At 58.6% G+C, this 25,348-nt stretch carries 26 protein-coding genes and 2 riboswitches; of the genes, 14 read left to right on the forward strand and 12 right to left on the reverse strand.

What is annotated here, in order from left to right; all coding sequences use genetic code 11:
* The 3 genes from FGO67_RS06670 to FGO67_RS06680 form a co-directional block, all read right to left on the reverse strand.
* Complete coding sequence (locus FGO67_RS06670) at nt 1-786, reverse strand: ABC transporter ATP-binding protein (RefSeq protein ID WP_203299875.1); 786 nt, start codon at nt 784-786, stop codon at nt 1-3.
* Complete coding sequence (locus tag FGO67_RS06675) at nt 787-1,602, reverse strand: ABC transporter permease (protein ID WP_203299876.1); 816 nt, start codon at nt 1,600-1,602, stop codon at nt 787-789.
* A gap of 66 nt (nt 1,603-1,668) precedes the next feature.
* Nucleotides 1,669-1,782: riboswitch (guanidine-I (ykkC/yxkD leader) on the reverse strand.
* A gap of 184 nt (nt 1,783-1,966) precedes the next feature.
* Complete coding sequence (locus tag FGO67_RS06680) at nt 1,967-3,010, reverse strand: alpha/beta fold hydrolase (RefSeq protein ID WP_203299877.1); 1,044 nt, start codon at nt 3,008-3,010, stop codon at nt 1,967-1,969.
* Nucleotides 3,011-3,168: 158 nt separating this feature from the next.
* On the opposite strand from FGO67_RS06680, the gene glnT reads away from it, so the two are divergent.
* Entirely contained in the window at nt 3,169-4,527 is a 1,359-nt protein-coding gene (gene glnT, locus FGO67_RS06685) for a type III glutamate--ammonia ligase (RefSeq protein WP_203299878.1), read from the forward strand.
* A gap of 51 nt (nt 4,528-4,578) precedes the next feature.
* On the opposite strand, the gene FGO67_RS06690 is transcribed toward glnT, so the two are convergent.
* The 5 genes from FGO67_RS06690 to FGO67_RS06710 all read right to left on the reverse strand — a co-directional run bounded on the left by FGO67_RS06690 (nt 4,579) and on the right by FGO67_RS06710 (nt 11,416).
* Nucleotides 4,579-5,202 carry a TetR family transcriptional regulator gene (locus tag FGO67_RS06690; protein ID WP_203299879.1) on the reverse strand — a complete coding sequence of 208 codons (624 nt, stop codon included), beginning with the start codon at nt 5,200-5,202 and terminating at the stop codon, nt 4,579-4,581.
* Nucleotides 5,203-5,283: 81 nt separating this feature from the next.
* Nucleotides 5,284-6,351, reverse strand: coding sequence for a putative urea ABC transporter substrate-binding protein (locus tag FGO67_RS06695; protein ID WP_203299880.1), 1,068 nt, complete (start codon nt 6,349-6,351; stop codon nt 5,284-5,286).
* A 70-nt stretch (nt 6,352-6,421) separates the two neighbouring features.
* Entirely contained in the window at nt 6,422-10,048 is a 3,627-nt protein-coding gene (uca, locus tag FGO67_RS06700; protein ID WP_203299881.1) for an urea carboxylase, read from the reverse strand.
* Nucleotides 10,039-10,677, reverse strand: a complete 639-nt coding sequence (locus FGO67_RS06705) for an urea amidolyase associated protein UAAP2 (protein ID WP_203299882.1) — start codon at nt 10,675-10,677, stop codon at nt 10,039-10,041. Before FGO67_RS06705 ends, uca begins: the two co-directional genes overlap by 10 nt.
* Nucleotides 10,678-10,690: 13 nt before the next feature.
* The gene (locus FGO67_RS06710) at nt 10,691-11,416 is read right to left on the reverse strand and encodes an urea amidolyase associated protein UAAP1 (RefSeq protein WP_203299883.1); all 726 of its coding nucleotides are present in this window, start codon (nt 11,414-11,416) and stop codon (nt 10,691-10,693) included.
* Nucleotides 11,417-11,476: 60 nt separating this feature from the next.
* Nucleotides 11,477-11,592, reverse strand: a riboswitch (guanidine-I (ykkC/yxkD leader).
* A 311-nt stretch (nt 11,593-11,903) separates the two neighbouring features.
* On the opposite strand from FGO67_RS06710, the gene FGO67_RS06715 reads away from it, so the two are divergent.
* The 7 genes from FGO67_RS06715 to FGO67_RS06745 are packed head-to-tail and all read left to right on the forward strand — an operon-like array spanning nt 11,904 to nt 18,372.
* Nucleotides 11,904-12,572, forward strand: a complete 669-nt coding sequence (locus FGO67_RS06715; protein ID WP_203299884.1) for a MotA/TolQ/ExbB proton channel family protein — start codon at nt 11,904-11,906, stop codon at nt 12,570-12,572.
* Nucleotides 12,572-12,976, forward strand: coding sequence for an ExbD/TolR family protein (locus FGO67_RS06720; RefSeq protein ID WP_203299885.1), 405 nt, complete (start codon nt 12,572-12,574; stop codon nt 12,974-12,976). Before FGO67_RS06715 ends, FGO67_RS06720 begins: the two co-directional genes overlap by 1 nt.
* A complete protein-coding gene (locus tag FGO67_RS06725) occupies nt 12,973-13,386 on the forward strand; it encodes a biopolymer transporter ExbD (protein ID WP_203299886.1) in 414 nt (137 codons plus the stop codon). Before FGO67_RS06720 ends, FGO67_RS06725 begins: the two co-directional genes overlap by 4 nt.
* Nucleotides 13,383-14,213 (forward strand): TonB family protein, encoded by an 831-nt coding sequence (locus FGO67_RS17190; RefSeq protein WP_203299887.1) that lies wholly within the window; start codon nt 13,383-13,385, stop codon nt 14,211-14,213. Before FGO67_RS06725 ends, FGO67_RS17190 begins: the two co-directional genes overlap by 4 nt.
* A 19-nt stretch (nt 14,214-14,232) precedes the next feature.
* Nucleotides 14,233-16,554 carry a TonB-dependent receptor gene (locus FGO67_RS06735; protein WP_238942189.1) on the forward strand — a complete coding sequence of 774 codons (2,322 nt, stop codon included), beginning with the start codon at nt 14,233-14,235 and terminating at the stop codon, nt 16,552-16,554.
* A gap of 2 nt (nt 16,555-16,556) precedes the next feature.
* Complete coding sequence (locus FGO67_RS06740) at nt 16,557-17,681, forward strand: alpha-hydroxy acid oxidase (RefSeq protein WP_203299888.1); 1,125 nt, start codon at nt 16,557-16,559, stop codon at nt 17,679-17,681.
* Nucleotides 17,682-17,688: 7 nt separating this feature from the next.
* Nucleotides 17,689-18,372, forward strand: coding sequence for a Fe2+-dependent dioxygenase (locus FGO67_RS06745; RefSeq protein WP_203299889.1), 684 nt, complete (start codon nt 17,689-17,691; stop codon nt 18,370-18,372).
* A gap of 4 nt (nt 18,373-18,376) precedes the next feature.
* Here FGO67_RS06745 and FGO67_RS17195 read toward each other — a convergent pair whose 3' ends face one another.
* The gene (locus FGO67_RS17195) at nt 18,377-19,675 is read right to left on the reverse strand and encodes a methyl-accepting chemotaxis protein (protein ID WP_203299890.1); all 1,299 of its coding nucleotides are present in this window, start codon (nt 19,673-19,675) and stop codon (nt 18,377-18,379) included.
* Nucleotides 19,676-19,923: 248 nt separating this feature from the next.
* Here FGO67_RS17195 and FGO67_RS06755 point away from each other — a divergent pair, with 248 nt between their 5' ends.
* The 5 genes from FGO67_RS06755 (at nt 19,924) to FGO67_RS06775 (ending at nt 23,020) form a co-directional block, all read left to right on the forward strand.
* Nucleotides 19,924-20,298 carry a hypothetical protein gene (locus FGO67_RS06755; RefSeq protein WP_203299891.1) on the forward strand — a complete coding sequence of 125 codons (375 nt, stop codon included), beginning with the start codon at nt 19,924-19,926 and terminating at the stop codon, nt 20,296-20,298.
* Between the two features lie 42 nt (nt 20,299-20,340).
* Nucleotides 20,341-20,664, forward strand: coding sequence for a hypothetical protein (locus tag FGO67_RS06760; protein WP_203299892.1), 324 nt, complete (start codon nt 20,341-20,343; stop codon nt 20,662-20,664).
* A 30-nt stretch (nt 20,665-20,694) separates the two neighbouring features.
* Nucleotides 20,695-21,822 (forward strand): endonuclease/exonuclease/phosphatase family protein, encoded by a 1,128-nt coding sequence (locus FGO67_RS06765; RefSeq protein ID WP_203299893.1) that lies wholly within the window; start codon nt 20,695-20,697, stop codon nt 21,820-21,822.
* A 323-nt stretch (nt 21,823-22,145) separates the two neighbouring features.
* A complete protein-coding gene (locus tag FGO67_RS06770) occupies nt 22,146-22,469 on the forward strand; it encodes an ElaB/YgaM/YqjD family protein (RefSeq protein ID WP_203299894.1) in 324 nt (107 codons plus the stop codon).
* 2 nt (nt 22,470-22,471) lie between these two features.
* Nucleotides 22,472-23,020 carry a hypothetical protein gene (locus FGO67_RS06775; protein ID WP_203299895.1) on the forward strand — a complete coding sequence of 183 codons (549 nt, stop codon included), beginning with the start codon at nt 22,472-22,474 and terminating at the stop codon, nt 23,018-23,020.
* Here the strand turns inward: FGO67_RS06775 and FGO67_RS17350 are convergent.
* The 3 genes from FGO67_RS17350 to FGO67_RS06790 are packed head-to-tail and all read right to left on the reverse strand — an operon-like array spanning nt 22,993 to nt 24,465.
* A complete protein-coding gene (locus tag FGO67_RS17350) occupies nt 22,993-23,130 on the reverse strand; it encodes a DUF1206 domain-containing protein (RefSeq protein WP_203299896.1) in 138 nt (45 codons plus the stop codon). The genes FGO67_RS06775 and FGO67_RS17350 overlap by 28 nt on opposite strands.
* Nucleotides 23,079-23,270 (reverse strand): hypothetical protein, encoded by a 192-nt coding sequence (locus FGO67_RS06785; protein WP_203299996.1) that lies wholly within the window; start codon nt 23,268-23,270, stop codon nt 23,079-23,081. The genes FGO67_RS17350 and FGO67_RS06785 overlap by 52 nt, the downstream gene beginning before the upstream one ends.
* A 19-nt stretch (nt 23,271-23,289) precedes the next feature.
* Nucleotides 23,290-24,465, reverse strand: a complete 1,176-nt coding sequence (locus FGO67_RS06790) for an AI-2E family transporter (protein WP_203299897.1) — start codon at nt 24,463-24,465, stop codon at nt 23,290-23,292.
* A 226-nt stretch (nt 24,466-24,691) separates the two neighbouring features.
* On the opposite strand from FGO67_RS06790, the gene FGO67_RS06795 reads away from it, so the two are divergent.
* Nucleotides 24,692-25,246: a fasciclin domain-containing protein gene (locus tag FGO67_RS06795; protein ID WP_203299898.1), complete on the forward strand. Its 555-nt coding sequence runs from the start codon at nt 24,692-24,694 to the stop codon at nt 25,244-25,246.
* Nucleotides 25,247-25,348 lie beyond the last annotated feature (102 nt).

Here is a 25,348-nt window from a genome sequence, read left to right on the forward strand (position 1 = left end):
TCACGCTGACAGTTTTCGGGATGTTTCGGACACGGATGATTCGATGGTCTGGTACAGCTGGGGATCGGTCTGACCAATGGGCAAATCGTAGGAAATGGTGGCGCCATAGGCTTCCGGGTTCTGGGGGTCGTTGCGGATTTTGTCGAAGACCAGCAGCCGGGTGCCGAGATAAAAGCCCTCATGGAGATCGTGGGTGACCATAAAGATGGTTGTGCCGGATTCGCGCCAGAGCTTGAGGATCAGGTCGTGCATGTCGCCACGAATGCCGGGATCCAGCGCGCCAAAGGGTTCGTCCAGCAACAGGATGCGCGGCTTCATGATGAAGGATTGGGCGATGGCAAGACGCTGTTGCATGCCGCCCGATAACTCGTGTGGCCATTTGTTGAGGGCGTGGCCCAGCCCGACGGCTTCCAGCATGGCATCGACTTGATCGAGGGCGTCTTTTCGAGCCTTGCCAAACAGCTTGCCCAGCAGGGGCATTTGCTCAAGCTCCAATCCCAGCAACACGTTTTCGCGCACGGTCAGGTGGGGGAACACCGAGTAGCGTTGGAACACGATGCCGCGATTTCGATCGGGCTGGCCCGGAAACTGTTCCCCTTGCAAGCTAAGCTCGCCGCGAGAAGCTGTTTCCTGACCCAGAAGCATTTTAAGGAAGGTAGACTTGCCGCAGCCGGAGGCGCCAACGAGTGTACAAAACTCGCCTTCCTTCACTTCGAGATTCAGGTTCTCAAGAACAACCTGGCTGCCGTATTCCTTCCACAGTTTTTTTACCGAGATAAAGCTCATTTAGTAGCCTCCTGCGTTGTACCAGGGGAACAGCCGGCGGTTGGTAAGACGCAGGCACTGGTCGATGACAATGGCGAGGATGGTGATCCAGATGACGTAGGGCAGGATTACGTCCATGGCCAGATAACGCCGCACCAGGAAGATGCGGTAGCCAAGTCCCTCGGTAGAGGCTATGGCCTCGGCGGCAATCAGGAACAACCAGGCGGGTCCGAGGCTAAGGCGGACCGCATCGATCAAACGAGGCAATACTTGGGGCAGGGCCATGCGGGTGATCACCTGCCAGGAGTTGGCGCCCAGTGTCTGGATCTTGATGAGTTGTTCGCCGGGCAGTTCGCGGACTCGCTGGGCAACATCGCGCATCATGATGGGGGCGGTGCCGATCACGATCAGCATGACCTTGGAGAGTTCGCCCAAGCCAAATACGATGAACAGGATGGGTAGTATCGCCAGCGGAGGCACCATGGACAGGGCCGACACTAAAGGCGCCAGGTTGGCGCGTACCAGCGGCAACACGCCATTCAGAATGCCCACAAACAAAGCCAGTAGCGCGGCAACACCAACGCCAATGCCCAAGCGTGCCAGGCTGGCGGTGGTGTCTTGCCACATCAGGAAGTCGCCACTGCGCCGGTCCTCCTGAAAAGCCATGCGGTCGACGGCAGCGGTCATCTGCTCAAGGCCGGGCAGAAGTTTGTCGTTGGGATTATCCGCAAGGCGCTCTTGGGAGGCGAGGCTGTAAATGAGCGCAATCAGCAAGAAAGGAAGCAGGCCTAGCAGGGTGGCGGATACCCTTCCGGGATGTCGGTTGATCAATCGCATAAGGCATCTCCTCTGGTCGCACAACACGGCATGGACATCGCAGACAAGGCAGTCGCTTGCGATTCAGTCTCCCGGGCTTTTATCCCGCCGTGTAACCTCCCAGAGGTCGGTAACTCTCGGACCAGCCACCCGGGCCGATGGTTGGTATCAGCCCGGGCCGGAACCCTAGTCACCCATTGAGTCCGTTGTGTCTGCCGCATGGTATGCGGGGTTGCTGTGAACGGATGATGGTTGTAGTAACCGTCTGCTGAGTTCTTTGCAGGGGACGTGCCACCTTCCAAAACCCGCCAGTGTTGCCCGTTTGTGGGAGGTCGTGCCGGGAAAGAGTGCACCGAATGAGTGCGGAGGCTTTTCATGTGCACTGTTATTGGCCTCCGTGGCTAAGGAGTGATGCTGCGGCGTTCAGTATCTGCGCATGACTCAGGGCATCCCTTCCGGCACCACCGGCAATGTGGCCCCAGGGCGATTCGAGCACCTGAAGCTCAGCACCCGGCATTCGTCCGGCGTCAAAAGCAGCATCCTCGGCGGTGAAATACAGGTCGGTGGCGCAGGGCATAACCCGTGTCGGCACGGTGATTGCCGATAGGGCAGCGGCGTAGTCGCCATGAAAGACCGGGTTATCTGAAATATTGCCGCCTTGCCACGTGGCCAGAACCGTGAGGAGGTCGTTAGCGTCCTGGTTCAGGTGGTCCTGTTCCCAGAATGCCAGTAACTCATCAATTGAATTAAAGCCCAGCTCGCGCCACAGCTCGTCACGAAAGAACGCCTGAGAGTACGCCCAGCCGGCGTAGACTCGGGCAAAGGCTTTAAGGCCGCGAACCGGCGGTGTCTGATAGCGGCCATCCTGAAAAGCAGGGTCGCAGTTCAAGGCGGCCTTTACACCCTCCAGAAACACCCTGTTGTGGGGGTAGCAGCGTGCGGTACAGCAGGTGGCCAGAACGGCGCTGACCCGCTCTGGAAAAAGGCTGCCCCACTGCAGGGCCTGCATACCTCCCATGGACCAGCCCATGACCAGGGCGAGATGAGTCTCGCCAAATACCTCGTCCACCAGCCGTTTCTGCAGTAGCACATTGTCATAGAGGCTAATGGCCGGAAAATCCGCCCCGGCTTGGTCGCCTTGAGTGTTCGAGGGGGATGAGGATTCCCCGGCGCCCAGCAAGGAGGGGATGACGATGCAATACCTGTTGGGATCCAATAGGTTGCCGCCAATTTTCTCGGTGCCTACCCAGGGGTGGTTCCCCGCTGCTGCACCACCATAGTACGTGGGCAGCAGAATCAGGTTGTCTTTTGGTGCATTCAGCTTGCCAATCTGGTGGTAGTGAAGGCGGGCATCTTTCAGTACACCGCCGTTGGCCAGCGGCAGGTCGCCCGCCTGAAAATCCCGTGTAACCCATTGCGCTGTGGTCATTTAGAGCTCCGGTCTGGTGTCTGTTTCTGACGTATGTCTGCACTAAAAAGTAATTTTACATACATGCTGGCATGTAAGTTGAATGGTTAATACAAAGGAAGAAACGTGCCAGAACTCAGACTGACCGCCCGGACTTACGGGCCAAGAGGAGAATGAGAATGACTGAATTAACCAACACCCAGGCTTTGAAGCAGCAGCTCACGGATGCCGGTGTGAAATACGCCATTGCCAGCTACGTGGATATCCACGGGGTAACGAAAGGCAAGTTTGTGCCCGTGGCTCACCTCGGACAAATGATGGAAGGCTCGGAGCTCTATACAGGCGCGGCGCTGGATGGCGTGCCCCAGGATATTTCGGACAATGAAGTGGCTGCCATGCCCGATGCTGGTGGCCTGGCGGTATGCCCCTGGAATCGGCAGTTGGCCTGGTTCCCGGGCAACCTTTATCTTGACGGCAAGCCGTTCGAAGCGTGTTCACGCAACATTTTCCGTCGTCAGCTCAGCGCGGCAGCTGACATGGGGTATCGCTTTAACCTCGGCATTGAAACCGAATTCTTCCTGTTCCGGGATACCGAAGACGGCGGCTTTGAGCCGCTGAGCGACCGCGATACTCTGGGCAAGCCCTGCTATGACCCACGCGCGCTGATGGATAACCTGCACATTGTGGATGAGCTGGTCGATGCCATGAACGAGTTGGGCTGGGATGTGTATTCCTTCGATCATGAGGATGCCAACGGCCAGTTCGAGACCGATTTCAAATACGCCGATGGGCTGACCATGGCGGATCGCCTGGTATTCTTCCGCATGATGGCCAATGAGATCGCCCGCAAGCACGGTGCGTTCGCCAGCTTCATGCCCAAGCCCTTTGCCGACCGCACCGGCAGCGGTGCCCACTACAATATGTCCCTGGCGGACATCAAAACCGGTACAAACCTGTTCGAGCCCAGCGGTGATGATGAGCACGGCTGTGGCATCAGCAAGATTGCTTACCACTTCATTGCCGGCGTGCTGAAACACGGCGCCGCCATTAGTGCGGTGATCGCGCCAACGGTCAACAGCTATAAGCGCCTGGTACGCCAGGGCAGCATGTCGGGTTCAACCTGGGCACCGGTGTTCATGTGTTACGGCTCCAACAACCGCACCAACATGATCCGGATTCCGGGCATGGGTGGGCGCATCGAGTGCCGGGCAGCCGATATTGCCTGCAATCCATATCTGGGCAGTGCTTTGATTCTTGCAGCCGGGCTCGAAGGTATTCGCGAGGGCCTGGACGCCGGCGCGCCGCACCACGAGAACATGTATAACTACAGCGATGCTGAAATTGCCGAGCAGGGCATTGAGTATCTACCGCGCCACCTGGGCGAGGCTGTGGAAGCGTTCGAAGCCGATCCATTGGCGAAAGAAGTGTTCGGTGAGGCGATGTTCAACAGCTTTATCCAGACCAAGCGGGAAGAGTGGGAGAGCTACCAGAACCACGTCTCGGCCTGGGAAGTGGATCGCTATCTGAAGATGTTCTGACGTTCTGGTGAGAACCTTGTGAAAACAAAAACCGGCCCCCAGGCCGGTTTTTTATTGCTCCTCGGGCCTGCGGCCTAGCAGCGTCCAGAACTGTCTCTGAAAGAAGGGCGCTTCCTGCTTCAGCGAAAACAGCTTGGGCGCGAATAGCCAGGTCTGAGTGATGCCCATGAGGTAGGTGTAGCTCAGCAGTCCGAGTTCTTTGGCGCTTTCTTGGGTGGTGATCAGGCCCTCGGCTTTGGATCGTTCGACCAGGTTCTGAAACAGGGTGATGATGGAATTGGTGAGCAGCCGTTCCCGTTTCAGGGTGCGGCTCATGGCGTCGGTGAGTTCGGTCTTGTTCAGCAGAATCTCGAACGATTGTCGGTAGCGACGATCGGTAGCGAGCAGCCCCAACCAGCGCTCGATGAAGTGATCCATGGCCTCAATCGGAGTGTCGCTCTTGGCCTCGCATTCGCTGACCAGTTGCTCGAGCGGGTCCTGGGAGTAGGCAAGTACCGCCTCGTACAGGTCGTCCTTGTTCTGGAAGTGCCAGTAAATGGGGCCTCGGCTGCAACCGGCTTCATCGGCGATGCGGCTTAATGTGGTCAACGAGTAGCCATCCCGGCTGAACAATTTCAGCGCGGCTTCAAGAACGGTTTGGCGAGTTTTTTCTGCTTCTTCTTTGGTGCGACGCATGTACCTGGTAACTCAAAGGGAAATAAAAAAGGGCACGAGTATCGTGCCCTTGGCGATCAGTTGAGGCAAGCGGAGGCTGAGTTACAGCTCGCCGTCCGCTCCCATTTGCATGTAGTCATCGTTGAAGCGCAGCTTCACGTTGCCCTCGTCACCCATGACGGAGCCGTCCGGGAACTCGATGCCGACAAAGTCCGGGCTCATCGCGCCCTGGCCGAGCAGGCCCTTGTCAAAGGAGAACTGGCGAACGCTGTCCATGGCCTCGTGCGCTTCTTCACTGTTGATGAAATCCACAGAGTTCTGCGGCTCCCAGAACATTTTCATGCCTGCGAGCTGAGCTTCGTAGCCGGCCTGATCGGTGCCAGACAGTTCACCCAGGAAAGCCCGGGCTTCAGCGCCTTCTTCGGTATCCGCCTTCAGGATGCTCATGGTCTCGTACCAGGCGCCTACCAGGGCTTTGCCCAGCTTTGGGTTGTCAGCCAGAGTCTCGGTGTTCACCAGGGTCAGGTCTTTGATGTGGCCCGGAATCTGGCTGGAATCGAACAGCTTGGTGGCGCCGGGGTAGGCTTCAACTTCCGCCAGCAATGGGTTCCAGGTAGCAACGTGGCGCACATCATCGGTCTGGAACGCGGAAACCAGATCGGCATCGGAAATGTTCACGACACTGATGTCCCGCTCCTCCAGGCCCACCGTATTCAGGGCGCGAACCAGCAGGTAGTGGGAGACCGACAGCTCAACAAGGTGCACGGTTTCACCTTCCAGGTCGGCAATGGTCGCGGCATCTTTCGAAACCAGACCGTCGTTGGCATTCGAGTAGTCGCCGACAATCAGGGCGGTGGTATCGACGCCGGAGGCCGCGGGAATCGACAGGCCGTCCATGCTTGTGGCAACCACACCGTCAAACTGGCCGGCGGTAAACTGGTTGATGGATTCGATGTAGTCATTGACCTGCACGATATCCACGTCAATGTCGTACTTGTCCGCCCATTTTTTCATGATCCCGCTGTCCTCTGCATACTGCCAGGGAACCCAGCCGGCGTAGATGGTCCAGGCGATGCTGAAGGAATCTCGCTCCTGGGCGAGCGCGCCCAGAGACAGGGAGGCCGCTACCAAACCGGCCGCAAGACGCTTGCTGAAGTTGTGTGTTTTCATGGTGTCTCTCCTCGGGCCGGGCCCGCAGTTATAGGGGTTGGTCGTATACAGACTGCTGTCGTTGTAGGCATTACTGGTTCACTTCTTCCACGATCACCACCGGGGTGCCGGGGGCGACCGACTGGCCGGCCTCGCGACGGATTTCGATAATCCGGCCGCTGACAGGACTGAGCAGTTCAATTTCCATCTTCATGGATTCAATGACTGCCACTGGCCGTTGCGCTTCAATGGAATCGCCCACCTGTACCAGGCACTCCCAAAGGTTGCCGGCGACGTGGCTCTCCACCGCGTGCTGACCCTCCGGCAGGTTGGTGATGTCGTCCTCGCCGGTGTCTTCGATCGGCGCCTCCGAGCTGAAGTTGATCTGGCCGGATTCAATCCAGCGTTGCAGCTCTTCATCGAACGCCTGCTGACGCTTGCCGGTAAAGTCCCGGATTTCCTGATCATTGTTGGCCAGGAACTGCTCGTAGTCCTTCAGGTTGAAACGGGTATGCTCGACCTTGATCGGGTAGTCGCCGTTCGGGAAATCCCGCCGGATCTGTTGCAGCTCCTCGGCGCTGACTTCGTAAAAGCGCACCTGATCAAAGAACCGCAGTAGCCAGGGTTTGCCGTCCTCGAAGAATTCGGTGGTGCGATAGCGGTTCCACATCTGCAGGGTGCGACCCACGAACTGGTAGCCACCGGGGCCTTCCATGCCGTAAATGCACAGGTAAGCGCCGCCGATGCCGACGGAGTTTTCCGCCGTCCAGGTGCGGGCCGGGTTGTACTTGGTGGTTACCAGGCGGTGACGTGGGTCCAGCGGGGTAGCCACCGGGGCACCGAGGTAGACGTCACCCAGGCCCATGACCAGATAGCTGGCTTCAAACAGAGTCTTCTTGACGTCGTCGACGCTGTCGAGACCGTTGATGCGGCGAATGAATTCCAGGTTGCTTGGGCACCAGGGAGCATCCTTGCGGACCGACTGCATGTATTTCTGGATCGCGGTATGACAGGCCTCGTCATCCCAGGACAGCGGCAGGTGCACGATCCGGGCCGGAACGTCCCATTCAGGCTGCTTTTCCAGTTCTTTCTCGGCAGCGATCAGCAGGTCGAGCAGGCGATGCTGACTCAAGGTCCGGCTGTCGTAATGCACCTGCAGAGAGCGGATGCCGGGGGTGAGTTCCAGAATGGCATCGTGATCCCGTTCCCGCAGCCAGAGCATGAGCGCGTGGGCGCGGAAGCGCAGGCGGATATCGAGCTCCATTGGGCCGTATTCCACCAGCACGTAATTGTCACCGGCTGCCCGGTAGACCACGCCGGTTTCGTGTTCCTCGGTGGTCAGCGCGGCAAGGATAGGCGTTTGTGGCTTGATGGGGGTAATCGTTGTGGTCGCCGCCGTTAACAACGATACGGATTCGTCCTGGGCCTCGCGCAAGGCCACGGCCTGCTCCTGATTCACCGGTATAAACTGAACCTTGTCGCCCGCTTTGAGCTGGCCCAGCTTCCACAGATCGGCGCTGATGACGGTGACCGGACACACGAAGCCGCCCAGGCTGGGGCCGTCCGGGCCGAGAATTACGGGCATGTCGCCGGTAAAATCCACGGTGCCCACGGCGTAGGCGTTGTCATGAATGTTGGACGGGTGCATGCCCGCCTCGCCGCCGTCGCTGCGGGCCCATTCCGGTTTCGGGCCGATCAGTCGAACGCCGGTGCGGCTGGAGTTGTAATGAATCTCCCAGTCGCTGGCGAAAAAGGTCTCGATGTCCTGCTCGGTGAAATAATCCGGAGCGCCGTGGGGGCCATAAGTCACGTGCAGCTTCCAGGTCTTGCCAATCGTTGGCTTCAGATCTGCTGGCAGGATTGCCGCTCGGGCCGGCGCGGCATCCGGCAGCGAGAGCACATCTCCGGCTCTGAGGGCGCGGCCGCAGTGGCCACCAAATTGGCCCAGGGTGAAGGTGCTGCAGGACGTCAGGTACTCCGGACAGTCCAGGCCGCCTCGGAACAACACATAGGCACGGGCGCCGCCGTCGGTGGTCGCGCCCAGTTGCAGCATGGCGCCGGCAGGAATATCAAGCACCTGCCAAAAGGATACGGGTTTGCCATCCAGACTCGCACTGAGTTCGGCACCAGCCAGAACAATCTGGGTAGCCCGATTGAACACGAGAGTGGGGCCTTTCAGGGTGATTTCGAGTCCAGGCGCGCCCTCGTTATTACCCAGCAGGCGGTTGCCCAAACGGAAGGAGTAGTTGTCGAACGGGCCGGAAGGAGGCACGCCGATTTCCCAGTAGCCGACTCGGCCGGGGTAATCCTGAATGGTGGTCAGAGTACCGCCACTGATCACATCGACGGTAGCGGGCTGGTAGTCGAATTCGTTGAGGGTGCGGGTGAATAGCCGGCCCTCGATAAAACGGTCATCGTCCAGTACCTGGCGCACGTACTTGAGGTTGGTTTCGATGCCATAGAGCTGGCTGTTATCCAGCGCACTCATCAGGCGCTGACGAGCGGCCTCTCGATCAGGTTCGTGCACAATGACTTTGGCCAGCATCGGGTCGAACAGCGGCGACACTTCGGTGCCGGGCTGGATCCAGTGATCAATGCGCAGTGACGGGTCTTCCGGCCAGACAACATTCGTCAGCAGGCCGGCACTGGGCTGAAAGTCCTTGTTCGGGTCTTCGGCGTAGATGCGCGCCTGTATAGCGTGACTGCTGGCTTTCAAGCCATCGGCGAGGGTGGCCAGGTTGGTCAGAGTGCCGGCGCCCAGCTCGACCATCCAGCGCACAATGTCGACACCATAGACCTGTTCGGTGACACCGTGCTCAACCTGTAAGCGGGTATTTACTTCCAGGAAGTAGAACTTGGTGGTGTCCGGGTCGTAAATGAACTCCACGGTACCGGCACTGCGGTAGGCGATGCTCTCGCCGAGCTGGCGCGCGGTGTCGTGCATGCGGGTGCGCACGTCGTAGGTCAGGCCCGGTGCCGGCGCTTCTTCGATCACTTTTTGGTTGCGGCGCTGGGCGGAGCAGTCGCGCTCACCCAGGGCAGCGACCTGTCCTTTCCCGTCTCCGAATAGCTGCACCTCGATGTGGCGAGCGTGCTCCACAAATTTTTCCAGAAACACGCCACTGTTACTGAAATTGTTTTGGCTAAGACGCTGGACTGATTCGAAGCTCTTGCTCAGATCCTCGGCTCTGTAACAGCGGGACATGCCGATGCCGCCACCACCGGCGGTGCTCTTCAGCATCACCGGGTAGCCAATGGTGTCGGCGGCGTTCAGGGCATCGCTCAGGTTGGTCAGCAGCCCGGTACCCGGCAGCAGCGGCACACCCGCCTTCTCTGCCAGGGCCCGGGCAGTGTGCTTCAGGCCGAACTCTTCCATCTGCTCTGGCGTTGGCCCGAGAAAGACCACGCCCTCAGCGTCACAGCGGCGGGCAAAATCAGCGTTTTCGCTAAGGAAGCCGTAGCCAGGGTGAATGGCGCCAGCGCCACTTTGGGCAATGATGTCGAACAGCTTGTCCTGGTCCAGGTAGGTTGCTGTGGCAGGCCCTTCACCCAGAGAGTAGGCCTCGTCGGCCTGACGCACGTGCAGGGAATCGGCATCGGCTTCGGCGTACACCGCCACCGAGGTGATGCCCATGGACCGCAGGGTGCGAATAACCCGGCAGGCGATGGCCCCGCGATTGGCAATCAGGACTTTGGCGAATGTTCCATTCAGCTCCATACCAGCACCTCGATCGGTGTCGGGTTATAGGCGTTACAAGGGTTATTCAGCTGTGGACAGTTGGAGATCATCACCAGAACGTCCATGGCGGCTTTCAGTTCAACGTACTTACCGGCGTCGGAAATGCCGTCGGCAAAGGTCAGGCCGCCGTCAGCGGTGACTGGCACGTTCATGAAAAAGTTGATGTTGTGGGTTATGTCCCGCTTGGTCATGCCTAGTTCTTCGTGCTCGGTCACCGCCACCAGCCAGCTATCCCGGCAGGCGTGCATGCACTTCTTTTCCAGGGCATAACGGGTGGTGTTGCTCTCAGCCGCACAGGCACCGCCGAGGGTGTCGTGACGGCCGCAGGTGTCGGCGGTGATCTCAAGCATCACGTTGTTCTCGGAGGACATCAATTTCGAGCCTGCGGTCAGGTAGACATTGCCTTGCTCGCGGATGGTGTCTACCGCGCTGTAGCGTTCGGTCGGGTTATGGGCGTTGTAGAACAGGGTATCGGCCGCCTGGTTGCCTTCCAGGTCCAGGATGCGGATGGTCTCCCCGGCCTTGACGACTTTCAGGAAGTATTCGCCGGCCGGCACGGTTTCACGGAAGTTGGCGTTGTCTGGGTGGAATTCGCTTTCTTTGATCATGTCCGGCCTCCTATTACTGCATCAGGTGATACAGAGCGGTATTGGCGAAGGCGCGTGTGGCCTCCGGCGACGATGTCTTGCAAGGATCCGCATCGTTAACGGGTGCAGCCTTGAAGAGCTGATACCTCAGGGGATGGCTCGGATAGTCGGTCGCGGTGTTCAGCGGGTGAGGGCAGGTGTGCAGCACCACAATGGTGTCCATCTCAAACCGCAAATCGACGGTGGCGCCGGCGTGCGAGTGATCACTGACGTAGGCCATGTTGCCCTCGTCGTCGGTTTTGACTTTGCTGAACCAGTTCAGGTTGGCGGTAAGGTCTTTCTTGCCCAGGCCGTATTTGGCCAGTTCGTTCAGGAAGCTGGTAAAGCCATTGCGATGGTAGTGGTTATGAGCTTGCTGATAGGTCTTTTTACCCCAGCGCTGTTCCACCTGGTCCGCATTGCAGGTGCCGCTGACGGTATCGTGCCAGCCCAGGTCGTCAGCAACGATGGAGGCAAAGACCCGGCCCATGTCGGACAGCAGAACGTGGCCTTTGGTCAGCAGGAAGGTGTGCTGGTTCTTCAGTGTGTCCGGCATGTTGTAACGCTCGAGTGGGTTCTCGGGGTTGTACATCAACATGCCGACGTTGGCCCCGCCGGTTTCATCAATCAGACGCAGCACGTGGCCGCGCCGCACGATAAAGGACCAGTGGGATCCGCCGGGAATCAGATCGTCGTAGAGGGGGGCTGCAGCTTGCAACATAACCTTTTCCTCATGGCTGGGAGTGCTTTAAAAACACGAGAAGCGTCAGTAACTGAACGATCCTCCCGGGCTTTTGTCCCGCCGTGTAGCCTTGGAAAAGGCCGTCAACTCTCGGACCAGTCACCTGTATTTCCGTATCTTGGGAAATGCAGGCCGGAACCCTAGTCGACCATTTGTCAGATTGTTGCGCTTTGATTGTGGTTTCAGATACCAACGTCTCGCTGCGTACTAATCGCTTTACAACATCCGTGCCATAAGACTTAAGATCATGAATTAAAGATAAAAAGTGCATTTTCTACCTGGCGCGGGCAAGCCGTGGACAGGACTAGTCTGCCCAGTATTGGTGCGGTCACTCTGAAACGGTGCACGAAACCATTCGAAGCATTCGCCACTGCTTTTGTGCAGATTCCGACAATAACCATTGCGCACGCTAAAGCACGTATATAGAATGCGAATCCTTATCATTTGCGGGTGGGATTTGTTTTCAATGGTTGCATACCTGATTGATTTTCTTGTTCTGGGCGGGCCGGTGGTCTGGTTGCTGGCGAGCTTTTCCGTGGTTGCGCTGACTGTAGTCCTGGTCAAGTTGTTCCAATTGGCGATGTTGCAACCGGGCAATGGTAAAGCGGTTGAACAGTCACTGGTGCGTTTCGCCAATGGTGAGCCGCACCAGGCGGTGATGCTGGTGAGAGGTGTGCGCGCTATTCGGGGGCGTTTGATGAAGCGATCGCTGACCCTGATCGAGTCCGCCGACCTGTCATTGGAGCAGCTGCGTCAGGAGGCCACTCGGCAGGCCCGCCTGGCCGTATCCGAGCTGGCGAGTTACCTGCGGCCACTGGAAGTGATTGCCACCCTGGCGCCGCTGCTGGGGCTGTTCGGAACGGTGTTGGGCATGATTGAGGCGTTTCAGGCGATGGAGGCCGCCGGCCGTCAGGTCAATCCGTCGGTTCTGTCCGGGGGCATCTGGAAAGCGTTGCTTACCACCGCGGTTGGTTTGGCGGTGGCCATTCCGGTGTCTCTGGCTCACAGCTGGTTGGAGCGGAAGGCCGAGACGTCTGCCGAATTGATCCAAAACGACCTCGAGCAATTGTTGAGCCTGCAAGCCGCGTCGCGTCAGCACACGGCTGATCAGGCGCTGGTTCTGAAGCGCACCTGATGTCTATGGTTTCCCTCTACTCCCGGCGCCGACCCCGTATTGGCATGACCGCGTTGATCGATGTGGTGTTCATCCTGCTGATGTTCTTCATGCTGACCTCATCTTTTAGCCAGTGGAAAGCCGTGGACTTCCGCTCGCCGGTCGCAGTGGAGAGCCAGTCAGCGGATTCTGCCCAACTGGTGGTTCTTAGCGTCGACGGAACGCTCCGACTGGTGGCCAGTGACGTCGACATCGAACCGCGGGGCCCGGTCAATGCTGATCTGTTCGAGCGCGCACGGCCGGTGGTCATCCTGCCGGAGGCCAAAGTTTCGGTGCAAAAGATTATTACGCAGTTGGAGCGACTCAAGGCGCTGGGGTTCTCGGTCACCCTCGGTAATGTGGTTGCAGCGGAGGCGGGTCGGTGAGTCAGTCACTGTATCCGCGCCGTGCCAGAGCCGGCGCCGACGACAATCTGGTGCCGATGATCAACATCGTGTTCCTGCTGCTGATTTTCTTCATGGTGGCCAGTCAGATCGGTGCGCCGGATGGCGACATTCGGCCGCCCCAGTCCAGCAGCCAGAAGCCCGTGCCTGCGGGCCAAGTTGAGTTGTCTCTGACCGCTGGCGGGGATCTGCTGCAGCAAGGTCAGCCCCTGAGTATTGACCAGCTGCCGGACTTGATCAGTGATCAGGCATCTGGGGGCGGCCTGACAGTTGTCCTCAAAGCCGATCAGACCGCTCTGGCAGAGGATTTGGATCGGGTGTTCGCCGTGTTGCGCAGTCAGGGGATCAGTCTGATCACCTTGCGTACTCTGAATCCGGAGGCACCGCAGTGAGCCGGCGAACGTGGTTGGTCGCGATGTTGTTGGCCTTCGGTGCGCATCTGGCTTTGGCGGCGACCCTGATGGTCAGGCCTGACCGCAGCGTGAGCACGGCGTTGGACGACGGTGATCTCGGCCTTGAAGTGGGCCTGGGGCGCGCGGGCGGTTATCAGGATCAGCTGGAACAGCACTTGGCCGAGCCAGAGCCAGTGGTGCCCGAGCCTGCGGAATCACAGACTCGCCCGGAGCCGGAGCCGGAGCCGGAGCCGGAGCCGGACGCAGAGCTGGAACTGACCGACAAGCCGGTCGTCGATGAGGCAGATGTGCAGGTCGCCAAGGCGCCTGTCGATCCGCCACCTGAACCGCAGCCCGAGCCAGTGCCGAAGGCCGAGGTGCCAGACACGCCTATCGCTGGGGCCAAGTCCGAGTCCCTTTCAGAGCCAGAGCAGAAGCAAGAACCTGAACAGGAATCTTCGAAAGTGGCAAGCAAGGCCCAGCAGCAATCCACTGGACGGGCCAGTCAGGAGCGTGCTGGCGGGACCAGGGGCGACGCCAAGAGCTACTTCGCCAAATTGATGGCCTGGCTACACCAACACAAGGATTACCCACCGCAACTGAAGAAAGAAAAAGTCCAGGGCGTGGTGGTGATCAAATTTTCGATCAACCGGAGCGGCGAGGTGACCAGCGCCAGCATCAAGACTGGGTCCGGGCACGCCAGCCTGGATCAGGCTGCCCTCGACATGCTGGCGCGGGCCAATCCCGTGCCGCCGATTCCCGAGTCCATGGCCAGGGAGCGACTGACCCTCGCCATTCCCGTCGAGTACTCACTCATTACCCGATAACCAGAAAAAGGAAACAAGGATGACATCGCACCCGCGTAACCTCATGAAACCCGGCAGTCTGCGCACCACCGCCCGCGCTGGTAGTTATGCGCCCCAGCACGCCCGTAGCGCCCTGGCACTGGGCCTGTCCGCATCGCTGATGAGCCCGATGGCTCTGGCTCAGGAAGAGGAGCTGTTCGAGCTGGACACCTTGCAGATTGAAGATCGGACTCTGGAAACCAATCCGTATGCAGAGCCGGGCGCTCCTTATAAGGCGCGGACTTCGGGGGATGCCCGTAAGGTCAAGCCGCTGGCCGACACGCCACATACCATCACCGTGCTGACCGAGAGCCAGATTGAGGATTCGGGAAAATCCGATCTGAAGGAAATCCTGGCTGCGCAGCCGGGCATCACCCTGGGCACCGGCGAGAACGGTAATGCCTTTGGTGACCGGTACGTGATCCGTGGTCACGAGGCTCGGAGCGATGTGTTTGTTGATGGTTTGCGCGACCCGGGGATGACCACCCGGGAAAGTTTCGCCCTGGAGCAGGTCGAGGTTACCAAGGGCCCAAGCTCCACCTTCGCCGGCCGGGGCTCCACTGGCGGTGCCGTCAACGGCATCACCAAACAGGCCAGCACCGGGTACGCCTTCAATAAGCTCGATGTAGGTGCCGGTACCGACGACTACCGCCGTGTCACCCTGGATACCAACCAACCGATCACCGACGACGTAGCTATGCGGGTGAACCTGTTGCACGCTTATGAAGAGGTTCCAGACCGTGGCCCGGCAGACCGGGAGCGTAACGGTGCTGCGGTATCGGGCCGCTATCAGGCGACGGACAAGCTGGATCTGGTCGCCGACTACTACTTCCTCAGTGCAAACGACAATCCGGATTTGGGCTCTTATGTCGACCGCGACAGCAACCCGAATGACGACATTCCGGTGTACGTGCAGAATGAGGATTTCCTGGCTTCAGACGTTCAGGCATTCACCCTCCAGGCCGGTTACGACTTTACCGACAAGGTCCGGCTGGTGAACGGAACCCGCTACGGCACCACCGAAAACGAGTACGTGGTGACCGGTGCCCGTGGCACCAATCGCGCTGCCTCGGATCCGGATGCGCCTGGTGCGGAAACCATTTCCCTGAGCAGTCACGATGGCTGGCAGGAAGTGGAGTACCTGGCCAACGTGACCAACCTGCACTGGGACACCGAACTGGCTGGACAGCGGCACCAGTGGGTGTTCAGCACAGAGCTGAGCCGTAACAAGGTCCAGAATGGCGGCTACAACCTGACCAACACCGGAGATACCAATTGCGTGGTATCCGGTCGCGGCGGTGACAGCCCTGGTTACTGTATCGTCGGCCCTGACGGCAACACGGTGAGCGACATCCACAACCTGATCCAGCGAGACATCAGCCGTGGCGACCAGACCACCGACTACGAGATCGATACCGTGTCCGTTTCGATCATGGATACCATCGATCTGACCGACCGCTGGATTCTGTCGCTGGGCGTGCGGGCCGACCGGTTCGATTACTCGAACGAAGTGGCCAACCGCGATGGCACCACCTCCAACTACGAGTACTCCGACACCCTTTGGAACGGCCATACCGGACTGGTCTACAAGTTGACCGATAATGGCAACGTGTACGCCACCTACAGCACCTCGGCCGAGATCAACGGCGGTGAGTCCGATGTCGGCGGCAACTGCGGCTACGGTGGCCTATGCGGCAGTGACGATGAGGTGGGTAACAGCAAACCGGAGAAAGCCGAGAACATCGAACTGGGCACCAAATGGGATCTGTTTAACGACAAGCTGTTGCTGACGGCTGCGGTGTTCCGGATCACCAAGGACGACGTCATGGAAGGTGCTGACTACGAGACCACCGGCACGCTCAACACCGGCAAGAACAGGGTCGAGGGTGTGGAGATCGGTCTGTCCGGGAACATCACCGACAAGCTGAGCACCCAGTTCGGTGCGGCCGTGATGGACGCAGAGATTCTGGAAAGTGAGGATCCGGAAGACGAGGGCAAGACCCTGGCTAACTTCGCCGACAAGAGCCTGTATATGTTGCTGCGCTACCAGGTCACACCGGCGTTCGCCTTCGGCGGCGCTGCCACCTATTCCAGCGAAGTCTTCGTGGGCCAGCCGGATTCCGGTGCCAGCGACTTTGGCGTGCCGTCCTACACCGTGTACGACCTGTTCGCGAGTTACCAATTCACCAAAGACCTGTCGGTGCGGGTGAATGTAAACAACGTGACCGACGAGGACTACTACCTGACGGCTTACCGCAGCGGTGCCTTTGCCTACATTGGCGATGCTCGCAACGCGCACGCCACGGTCAGTTACTCGTTCTGAGCATGGCAACCATCCGTGACCCCTTGGAGCGGATACCAGCAAGCCTGGTATCCGTATCCGACTACGAACGTATGGCTTCCGAGTTTCTCGAGCCTGCAACCCTCGCCTACATTGCCGGTGGCAGTGGCAATGAGCAGAGTCTGCGGGCCAACATCGAAGACATGGCTCGTTTGAGCATTCGCAACCGGCTGCTGGTGGACTGTGCCCAGGGGCATACCCGAGTGTCCCTGATGGGGCAGGGCATTGCCCACCCGGTGTTGCTGGCTCCGGTCGGGCATCAGGGACTGGTTCACAGGGACGGCGAGGTTGCGGTTGCTCATGGGGCCGGCGCGACCGATACCGCACTGATAGCCAGTACGCAAGCAACTCGCCGCCTGGAGGACATCGCAGCCGCCACTGATAGCCCAAAATGGTTCCAGCTGTATTTCCAGCCCCGGAAGGAACACACGTTGGCACTGGTCCAACGAGCCGAAGCAGCCGGTTATACCGCTTTGGTGGTGACCTTGGATACTCCGGTACAGCCGCTCAGTCGCCGGGCCCAGAGGGCGGGCTTCCAACTGCCGGCGCACTGTCAGTCAGCCAATCTGGCTGACTTCTCCGCGCAGGCCCGGCCCACTTCGGGCGCAGCAGACGTGTTTCAAGGGCTGATGGCAACCGCACCGGGCTGGCAGGATCTGGCCTGGCTGTTGGGGCAGACCCGCTTGCCGGTGATCGTCAAAGGCGTGCTCGATACCGATGACGCGGAGGAATGCCAGCGCATGGGCGTAGCCGGCCTGATTCTGTCCAATCACGGTGGCCGGGCCCTGGACGGCGTGCCCTCAGCGCTCAGCGTTTTGCCAGCGGTGCGGGCACGCCTGGGCGCAGCCTATCCGCTATTGATCGACGGTGGCATTCGCAGTGGCTACGACGTGTTCAAGGCCCTGGCCTGTGGCGCCAATGCGGTGTTGGTCGGCCGGCCCCAGGTCTATGCACTGGCAGTTGCCGGCGCACTCGGAGTCGCGCACATGCTGAAATTGTTCCGAGACGAGTTGGAGCTGTGTATGGCGCTGGCCGGCACGCCGACTGTTGCCGATATCAGCGCCCGTTGCCTGGCCCAGGATATTCATTTTACTAACCCCGGATACTGATAATCTCATGCTAACTGTCATTGAACAGGTGCTTACGCCTGCGGAAATCGCCGAATTTCGCCACCAGCTGGCACAGGGAGACTGGCAGGACGGCGCCCTGTCGGCAGGCGTGCGCGCGGCCAATGTGAAGCAGAATCAACAGTTGAACGATCACTCGGAGTTGGCGCGCTCGCTCAGCAATCATCTGCTGCAGAGGCTGGGCGGTCACCCACTGTTTGTGTCGGCGGCGTTGCCCGAGCGAATCTATCCACCCAAGTTCAATCGTTACCGGGACGGTGGACACTACGGTACCCATGTAGATGCTGCTGTAATGGCGCTGGATGAGGGGCGCGCCACCCTGCGCAGTGATCTGTCGGGCACTCTGTTTCTGACCGATCCGGACGACTACGACGGTGGAGAACTGACCATCGAGACCAACTTTGGTGCTCAGCAGATCAAGTTGGCAGCGGGCGACCTGGTGTTGTATCCGTCATCCAGTCTGCACCGGGTCGAACCGGTGACCCGAGGTGAACGGGTGAGTTCGTTCTTTTGGGTGCAAAGTCTGGTGGCGGATGGCGGCAAGCGTAGTTTGTTGTTTGATCTGGACCAGTCAATCCAGGGGCTTAGCGCCACTCAGCCCTCGGACAATCCGGATCTGCTGAGGCTAACCGGGGTCTATCACAACCTGTTGCGGAGCTGGGCACTCACCTGAGGCTTCAGCCAAACTGGCTGTCGCGAATAATCTCCGAAAGCGATACCGCACCATCACGAACATCATGGAACGCGCTGGCTGCTTGCTCCACCTGTCCAGCACCGGATCCGGCATGCTGTTTGACCAGGTCCATCTGACTGGTCATCTGGCCAGTCAGGTCGTGGTTGGTTTCCACCAGAGTGCCAATTTCCACCGTTGACTGTTGTGCGCGGGCCGCAAGCTGGCGGACCTCGTCTGCCACTACTGCAAAACCGCGGCCGTGTTCGCCGGCCCGGGCTGCTTCAATGGCGGCATTGAGGGCCAGCAGGTTGGTTTGCTCCGCGATTCCGCTGATGGTGCTAACGATGTCGGTGATGCTCTTGGATTGCGCCATTAATTTCTCGGTCAAGGCTGCGCAGGTACTGACGGCCGTGGAGCACCGACTGACAGCTTCAACAGCAGCCTGAAGCGTCTCGGTACCTGAATCAGCTTTGGCAATGGTGAGGTCAGCGGCTTGAGTGACGGCTTCCGTGATGGCGCGCAGCGACTCTGTTTGTCGAACCTTTGCGCTGATGTCGCTGGCGAATTTAATGACTTTGACGACCTTGCCGGCAGTATCAAAAACCGGGTTGTAGGTGGCCTCCAGCCAAATTTCGTTGCCATTCTGGTGGCGCCGCTGAAACTGGCCCGAGCGGAAGTTGCCCCTGGCCAGTTCCTCCCAGAATGTTGGGTTATCCCGGTAAAAGTCCTTGTAGCAGAACATCCGGTGGTGCTGGTTCTTGATCTCTCTGAGCGCATAGCCGGTGGTGGCCAAGAAATTATCGTTGGCGTTCAGAATGTGGCCTTCGGGGGTAAATTCGATCACGGCGAGGGAGCGGTTCAGTGCGTCGAAGACAGCCGCGTCGGCTATGCGTTTGTTAGTGGATTCGGTGATGTCCGAGGCAAATTTCACGATCCGGACCACGGTGCTGGCCTGCATTACCGGAAAGTAGTTAGCCTGAAGCCACACCATGTCGCCAGCCTTGGTATAGCGCGCAAATTCTCCATTTTGGGGTTCGCCACGGCGCAGGGCTTCCCAGAAAGAGTGGTATTCGCTGCCCTTAATGTAAACACTGTCGCAGAAAATGGCATGGTGACGACCTACGACTTCCTCTTTGGTGTAGCCGACGACGTCAAGGAAGTTCTGGTTTACATCGGCAATGGTACCGTCAGGGGTGAATTCAATCACCGCATTACAGTTCTTGATTGCCCCGATGTACTGTTCCTGGGTGGAGATCGTTTCAGTAAGGCGGTTTGCGTCCCGGCTTCGTGTGACGACAAACATAGCGTAGGCCCTTTTCGTGATTTTCCATCAATGAGATTGGAGATTAGAAAATTAGGAAAGGCTGCGCTAGTTCAGAATAACAAAAGATACAAAATACAACTAAATTCGGGCGATCACCATAATTCGATACATTTCCCTGTGCGCCGATGCGGTGTAGATTCATTACGCGCCTGTAAGTAGGGCCGGGTTGGCACGGTGCGGCAGAGTCTTTAACATCCAGTGCTCATTTTCCCGATACGGACGCGCTCATGAAGTTTCCTGTGGTTACTGTCACGCTGGTCACAGCGGCACTGATATACGTGGTCTGGGACCAAACACAGGAAAAGCCGGGCCCGGTAGATCCAAGCCGTTTTACCAATCTGGCTGCCAATCCAGTCGAGCGTGGCACGGTGGTGGACTGGGCTGTCGACCAGGTTCCGAAGCTGTGCGAAGACGCCATCGACGCCGCCACTGGCTCCGACGCCCACACTGACTGCTTGAACAGAAGCGAGAAGCGGGAGCCCGTTTGTCGCCGAGCCATGGCAGACCGGTTCCCCGGTATGATTACCTCGGAGCCGGTGTTTCGAGATCTGGCCATCTCGGCCATGAATTGCCTCGTACCGCAGTCTGCTAGACTTCAATGACCGTCTCACCCACTACATTCAGCCGATTCCAGGCCATTCTCAATGTCTGAAGATCCCCTGAAAGCGTTATCCGATATGGCCAGCGACGCCCATGCGCGAATCCAGGCCGCTCACGAACACATCAATCCGGTGGTGGAAGTGCGCCGGGGCATGCGCGATGCCGGTATACCGGCCGATGTCATGACTATCGACTGCCTGCGCACCCGCCGACGGATCACCCTGATTCTCCATGATGAGCAGCCTGGCGCCTTGCTATACCAGTTTGTGACCATTGAGGATGAGGTGGGAGACAGTTTCCAGAGTATGGCCCTGGCCGATGTGACGGTTCAGACCCTGGTTGACTGGATTCAGGACTACTTCGACTGACCACGGCCGCGCCGTAAAGGATGCAATGTCATGGCAACAGTGGACGTTTTCATTGTGTGGGGATTGGCGTTAGTTACGCTGGTCGTGGTTTTGGCCACGCTGTTGCCGATGCTACGCCTCTCGCACTGGGTCATTCGGGGCTTCGATTTTCCCAGGCTGCAGTTGGCTGCGGTCGCTCTGGTAGTGCTGATACTTCAGCTTGCCCTGCTGGATTTGGACCGCCCCCTCAGTTGGTTCTTGGTCACGGCAACCGCGTTAAGCCTTGGCTGCCAATTGTGGTGGATTCTGCCTTATACCGTGCTCTGGCCCCGGGAGGTGAAAGCGGCCCGTCGTGGCGATCCGGAGCGCACCATCACCATCCTGACCTCCAATGTGCTGACTCCCAACCGCAACGTCGGCGCCCTGATCGGCCTTGTGGAGAAGCATCAGCCGGATGTACTGGTCACGTTGGAGTCGGATCAGTGGTGGGAGGATCAGCTGGCGGTGCTGAAATCCCGCATGCCCTATACCATCCAGTGTCCGCTGGACAATCTCTACGGCATGCACGTGTTCTCACGGTTGCCGCTGATCGAGGCAGAGTGCCGATTCCTGATTGAAGACGATGTGCCGTCCATGCACGCTCTGGTGGAGCTGCGTTCCGGCGAAAAGGTCCGGATTCATTTCCTGCATCCGGCACCGCCAAGCCCCACCGAAAATCCGGAATCGGCAGAACGGGACGCGGAGCTGGTGATTGTTGGTCGCAGTGTTGCTGACACTGATGAGCCGGTGATTGTCACCGGTGATCTCAACGACGTCGCCTGGTCGCCGACCACGCGCCTGTTTCGCAAGGTCAGTGGCCTGCTGGATCCGCGTGTCGGACGGGGGCTTCACAGCACCTTTCATGCGGACTATCCGCTGCTGCGCTGGCCCCTGGATCATCTGTTCCACAGTGAGCATTTCACCCTGGTGTCGATCCAGCGCCTGCCATCCATCGGATCTGATCATTTTCCATTGCTCACTTGCCTGCGCTATGCACCAGTGCGGGGTCAGGACCAGGAGCCGCTGCAAGGCGACAGAGATGATGACCAATGGGCGAAGGAGCTGGCCCGGGAGCAAGGTGCCAGCAAACACGACGTGCCGGAACCCGGGCAGGGACCCGAAGAGATCAATCGCACATAAGGAGCGCCGGATATGGACTGGATATCGCAGCATCACTCTGCGCGCCAGCGGCGAGCAGTGCGACCTGGCACACGAAGCACAAGAATTCCCGCAGGCAAAGGCACAGGTTGCGCGCGAAGCTGGCGCAACTCAACCGTTCGCCGTTCGCTGTATCCCCAACGTTACAGGAATCTAATTGAGCACAGCCAAAATCGTGGTTTTGGCTCCAAACGAGTGTGCTACGCTTATTCTCCAGCGCCAGCGGAATGACAGACTCCACAGAGACTGCCGTCCTGTTCGGTGTCTACGATGATCGAAAAACCAATGGTTAAGGAGGCCTCACAATGGAAGCGAAATCCAGTCAGGACGAATACAACCAGGTTAAGAAAGATCTGCAGCAGCTGCGTGAAGATTTGGCGACTCTCACCAGGACAGTATCTGACAGCCAAAAGAGCAACATCAGCAGTCTCCGGGACGAAATCCGTCGGGAAAGCCGCGAGGCCTTTGATCAGGTTCGACAGAAGGGCAACGACGCCTTTAATCGGGCCCGGGATGCCGGCGACAAAGCCGTGCACGACGTTGAGCACAAGATAGAGGAGCGTCCTTTTCTGAGCGTTGTTCTCATGTTTCTGGCCGGAGTTCTGGTTGGTAAGTTGCTAGATCGCTGACCATGCTTGACTCCGCCCAAGCCAAACTGCAAGGGGCCGTACGCAAGGTCATTGCTGCGCTGACAGCATTCCTGCTGTCGATGGTATTGCTGACGGCCCTGCTCATCACCGGGTTTTACCTGTTGATTCAGGCCGCCATCCTGGCACTGTCGCCATACATTGGCGAGGCTGCGGCAATGGCCTTGGTCGGAGCTTTGTGCATGTCGTTGCTGGGGGTGTTCTTCTGGCGTATGACCAGCACCCCCAGTTCTTCCGGGAAGAAGGGAAGCACAGCGTCGAGCGGCGCATCCTCAATTGAGGCCTTGCGGGGCTTGATTCGAAATAACCCTCTGGAAGCGGCACTGACCGCCTTTGCCGTTGGTGTTGCCCAGCAGGGCGACCCACGACTCCGGTCCCTTTTAATGAAGGGCGGCATGGAGCTAATGAAAGAAGCGGAAGCCGATGCGCACTCTCAGCCCGACCCGGAATCCCAGCCCGAGTCAGCAACCGAAGATACGGCGGCCACTGCATCCAGCACGGCCGATCAGGATTCCGGTTCTACCCTCCGATAAATAGCCTCCAGCAGGCTGTAAGTGCCGAAGGCAACGAGCCCAAGTGCCACAAAACCAATCAGCCAGGTGCCAAACGGGCTGCTCCGGAAAGCGTCAAACATCTCAGCCATGCCGCCCGCCTCATCGGGGAGGCCCAAACCTGCACCAGCGATGGCATGTCGAAATGCTGATGGAACTGCGCCGTGGCACCTTTCTTGGCATAGCCCATCCGCGCCATGATGGAGATGGCGTGTCCGGTCGCTGTAGTCATAAAGCTTCTTTCGGCCGATTTACTTACCCAGCAATTCGCCGATCGCGCGCAGATTGACAACATGATCACACAGGGACTTGGTGATCATCAGAATCGGGGTGGCCACAATCAGACCAATGGGGCCCCAAAGCCAGCCCCAGAACAGCAAGCCGATAAAGATGGCGACCGCGTTAAGACTGGAAATGTAACTGGTCAGCCAGGGGGTAAGCAGGTTGCCCTGAATGCTGGTAATGAGCAGCGAGGTGCCTGCGATAATGATGGCGTTGTCTAACGCACCAAACTGGATGAATCCGGCCACGCCGGTGCCAATGAACACCAGGAACGGCCCAAGGTAGGGAACGCCACTGGCGACACCGGCCACGACGCCCCATAGGGCTGCCTGCTCGACGCCCAAGCCCAGAAACGCCAGCCAGGTCAGAATCCCGACAAATAGAGCACCGATCACCATCACGAACAGGAAGCGGCGGATCTGGTGGTGCAGGTCATCCATGATTCTGGCCGCCTTGCGCATACGGCCAAATGAGGGACCCGATATCCGCACGACCTTGCGCCGGTACAGTGAGCCAACGGCAAGTAGGAAATACACCAGCAGCAACACTGACAAAAACTGAGAGATGAGAATCAGAGCGGCAGGCGAGCCCTTGATGACGTAAGCCTGGATGTCCATGGGCTTATCCACCACCCGCACGGGCGTGACTCCCGGCTGGTTTGCGATGGCATCTTGTTGATCCTCGGCTGCGGTCTCTTCGATCTGCTTGGCGGCCGTCTGCGCCTTTTCCATGATGCTTTCTTCAGTGTCTCGGCTGCGGGCTTCTTTGCGCTGGAACTCCTGAATGGCTACCGGAACCTTATCCAGCATGGCCATGGCTTCTTGCTTCAGGGGCGCACCTGCCGCCGCAATGATGCCAATAAGAGAGGCCATGATGATGGCAGCACCGAGAGGACGAGGAATACGAACCCGATCAAGCAGCGAAACCAGCGGATCCAGGGCGTAACTGATCAAAACTGCAACGACCAGGGGCAGCAGGACAGGTTGGGCCCAGTCGATGAAATAGAGTGTGGCAATACTGGCCAGCACGATAAGCGCCGCACTGCGAATGCTGATGGCGTCGATCAACGGTGCTTGTGCCGGCTGAGCATCGGGTTCTTTCGTGCCATCGCCATTGCTCTGATCCGTGCTCTTTCCATCCGTCATTTCTGAATCCTTTCCCTGCATGCTGGAGCTGAGTTTAGCGCGCTTTGAGAGGTGCGCGCATGGTAGTGGATAAGTTCAGCATGGCTCAATGTGGATGGGTCCGATGCGGACAAGTGTGTACAAACTTTAATCAGGTCGTGGTTGAGGTAAGCATCCGTCAGGAAAGAGAGCGCGTACAGATCTTTACTACCCGTTTCGGGGATTACCGAGAGAGAGGATAAGGAAGATGAAAGAATCAGGACTGTTCAAATCAATGCTGGTCTCCACGTTGTTTGTATTTAGTGCCGCCACCGTTCTCCCTGCGATGGCAGGACACCACGAGGCTGGCGAAAAAGAGATGATGACGGTTGTTGATGCTGCTGCCAAAGCCGACAATCTGAGCACCCTGGTGACCGCGGTAAAAGCCGCAGGCCTGGTTGAAACGCTGTCTGGAGACGGCCCGTTCACGGTGTTCGCGCCCACCAATGAGGCCTTCGCGAAACTGCCTGACGGCACTGTGGAAGCTCTGCTGAAGCCGGAAAACCAGGATCAGCTGAAGTCGATCCTGACCTACCACGTGGTGGCTGCAAAGGCTACGTCCTCGGCCGCCATGCAGATGGTTGAAGACGATGGCGGTATGCACGAGGTAACCACAGTGCAGGGCGGTACCTTTACGCTGATGATGGAAGGTGGCTCGTTGATGATCGAAGATGCCAAAGGCAATAAGGCCAAAGTGATCAAGGCCGACATGATGCAGTCCAACGGCGTGGTTCACGTGATCGACACGGTACTGATGCCGTAACTCCAAGCGTTGACGCAACAAAAAAGAAGGCCCGGCAATCATGCGGTCAATGAAGATACTCTCCACTGGCGGTTTGAAATACTCCAGGTATTTGAACACCGT

Origin of the sequence: Marinobacter sediminum, from assembly GCF_016820575.1 — a bacterium.
Lineage (GTDB): Bacteria > Pseudomonadota > Gammaproteobacteria > Pseudomonadales > Oleiphilaceae > Marinobacter > Marinobacter sediminum.

Coding starts and splice junctions, on each gene's coding strand:
- uca (WP_203299881.1), bottom strand. CDS start 10,048: ATGGAGCTGAATGGAACATTCGCCAAAGTCCTGATTGCCAATCGCGGG.
- FGO67_RS06710 (WP_203299883.1), bottom strand. CDS start 11,416: ATGTTGCAAGCTGCAGCCCCCCTCTACGACGATCTGATTCCCGGCGGA.
- FGO67_RS17195 (WP_203299890.1), bottom strand. CDS start 19,675: ATGTTTGTCGTCACACGAAGCCGGGACGCAAACCGCCTTACTGAAACG.
- FGO67_RS06760 (WP_203299892.1), top strand. CDS start 20,341: ATGTCTGAAGATCCCCTGAAAGCGTTATCCGATATGGCCAGCGACGCC.
- FGO67_RS06775 (WP_203299895.1), top strand. CDS start 22,472: ATGCTTGACTCCGCCCAAGCCAAACTGCAAGGGGCCGTACGCAAGGTC.
- FGO67_RS06745 (WP_203299889.1), top strand. CDS start 17,689: ATGCTAACTGTCATTGAACAGGTGCTTACGCCTGCGGAAATCGCCGAA.
- FGO67_RS06795 (WP_203299898.1), top strand. CDS start 24,692: ATGAAAGAATCAGGACTGTTCAAATCAATGCTGGTCTCCACGTTGTTT.
- FGO67_RS06695 (WP_203299880.1), bottom strand. CDS start 6,351: ATGAAAACACACAACTTCAGCAAGCGTCTTGCGGCCGGTTTGGTAGCG.
- FGO67_RS06740 (WP_203299888.1), top strand. CDS start 16,557: ATGGCAACCATCCGTGACCCCTTGGAGCGGATACCAGCAAGCCTGGTA.
- FGO67_RS06755 (WP_203299891.1), top strand. CDS start 19,924: ATGAAGTTTCCTGTGGTTACTGTCACGCTGGTCACAGCGGCACTGATA.
- FGO67_RS06785 (WP_203299996.1), bottom strand. CDS start 23,270: ATGACTACAGCGACCGGACACGCCATCTCCATCATGGCGCGGATGGGC.
- FGO67_RS06690 (WP_203299879.1), bottom strand. CDS start 5,202: ATGCGTCGCACCAAAGAAGAAGCAGAAAAAACTCGCCAAACCGTTCTT.
- FGO67_RS06705 (WP_203299882.1), bottom strand. CDS start 10,677: ATGATCAAAGAAAGCGAATTCCACCCAGACAACGCCAACTTCCGTGAA.
- FGO67_RS06680 (WP_203299877.1), bottom strand. CDS start 3,010: ATGACCACAGCGCAATGGGTTACACGGGATTTTCAGGCGGGCGACCTG.
- FGO67_RS06735 (WP_238942189.1), top strand. CDS start 14,233: ATGACATCGCACCCGCGTAACCTCATGAAACCCGGCAGTCTGCGCACC.
- FGO67_RS06720 (WP_203299885.1), top strand. CDS start 12,572: ATGTCTATGGTTTCCCTCTACTCCCGGCGCCGACCCCGTATTGGCATG.
- FGO67_RS06765 (WP_203299893.1), top strand. CDS start 20,695: ATGGCAACAGTGGACGTTTTCATTGTGTGGGGATTGGCGTTAGTTACG.
- FGO67_RS06790 (WP_203299897.1), bottom strand. CDS start 24,465: ATGACGGATGGAAAGAGCACGGATCAGAGCAATGGCGATGGCACGAAA.
- FGO67_RS06715 (WP_203299884.1), top strand. CDS start 11,904: ATGGTTGCATACCTGATTGATTTTCTTGTTCTGGGCGGGCCGGTGGTC.
- FGO67_RS17350 (WP_203299896.1), bottom strand. CDS start 23,130: ATGGCTGAGATGTTTGACGCTTTCCGGAGCAGCCCGTTTGGCACCTGG.
- FGO67_RS06770 (WP_203299894.1), top strand. CDS start 22,146: ATGGAAGCGAAATCCAGTCAGGACGAATACAACCAGGTTAAGAAAGAT.
- FGO67_RS06670 (WP_203299875.1), bottom strand. CDS start 786: ATGAGCTTTATCTCGGTAAAAAAACTGTGGAAGGAATACGGCAGCCAG.
- glnT (WP_203299878.1), top strand. CDS start 3,169: ATGACTGAATTAACCAACACCCAGGCTTTGAAGCAGCAGCTCACGGAT.
- FGO67_RS06675 (WP_203299876.1), bottom strand. CDS start 1,602: ATGCGATTGATCAACCGACATCCCGGAAGGGTATCCGCCACCCTGCTA.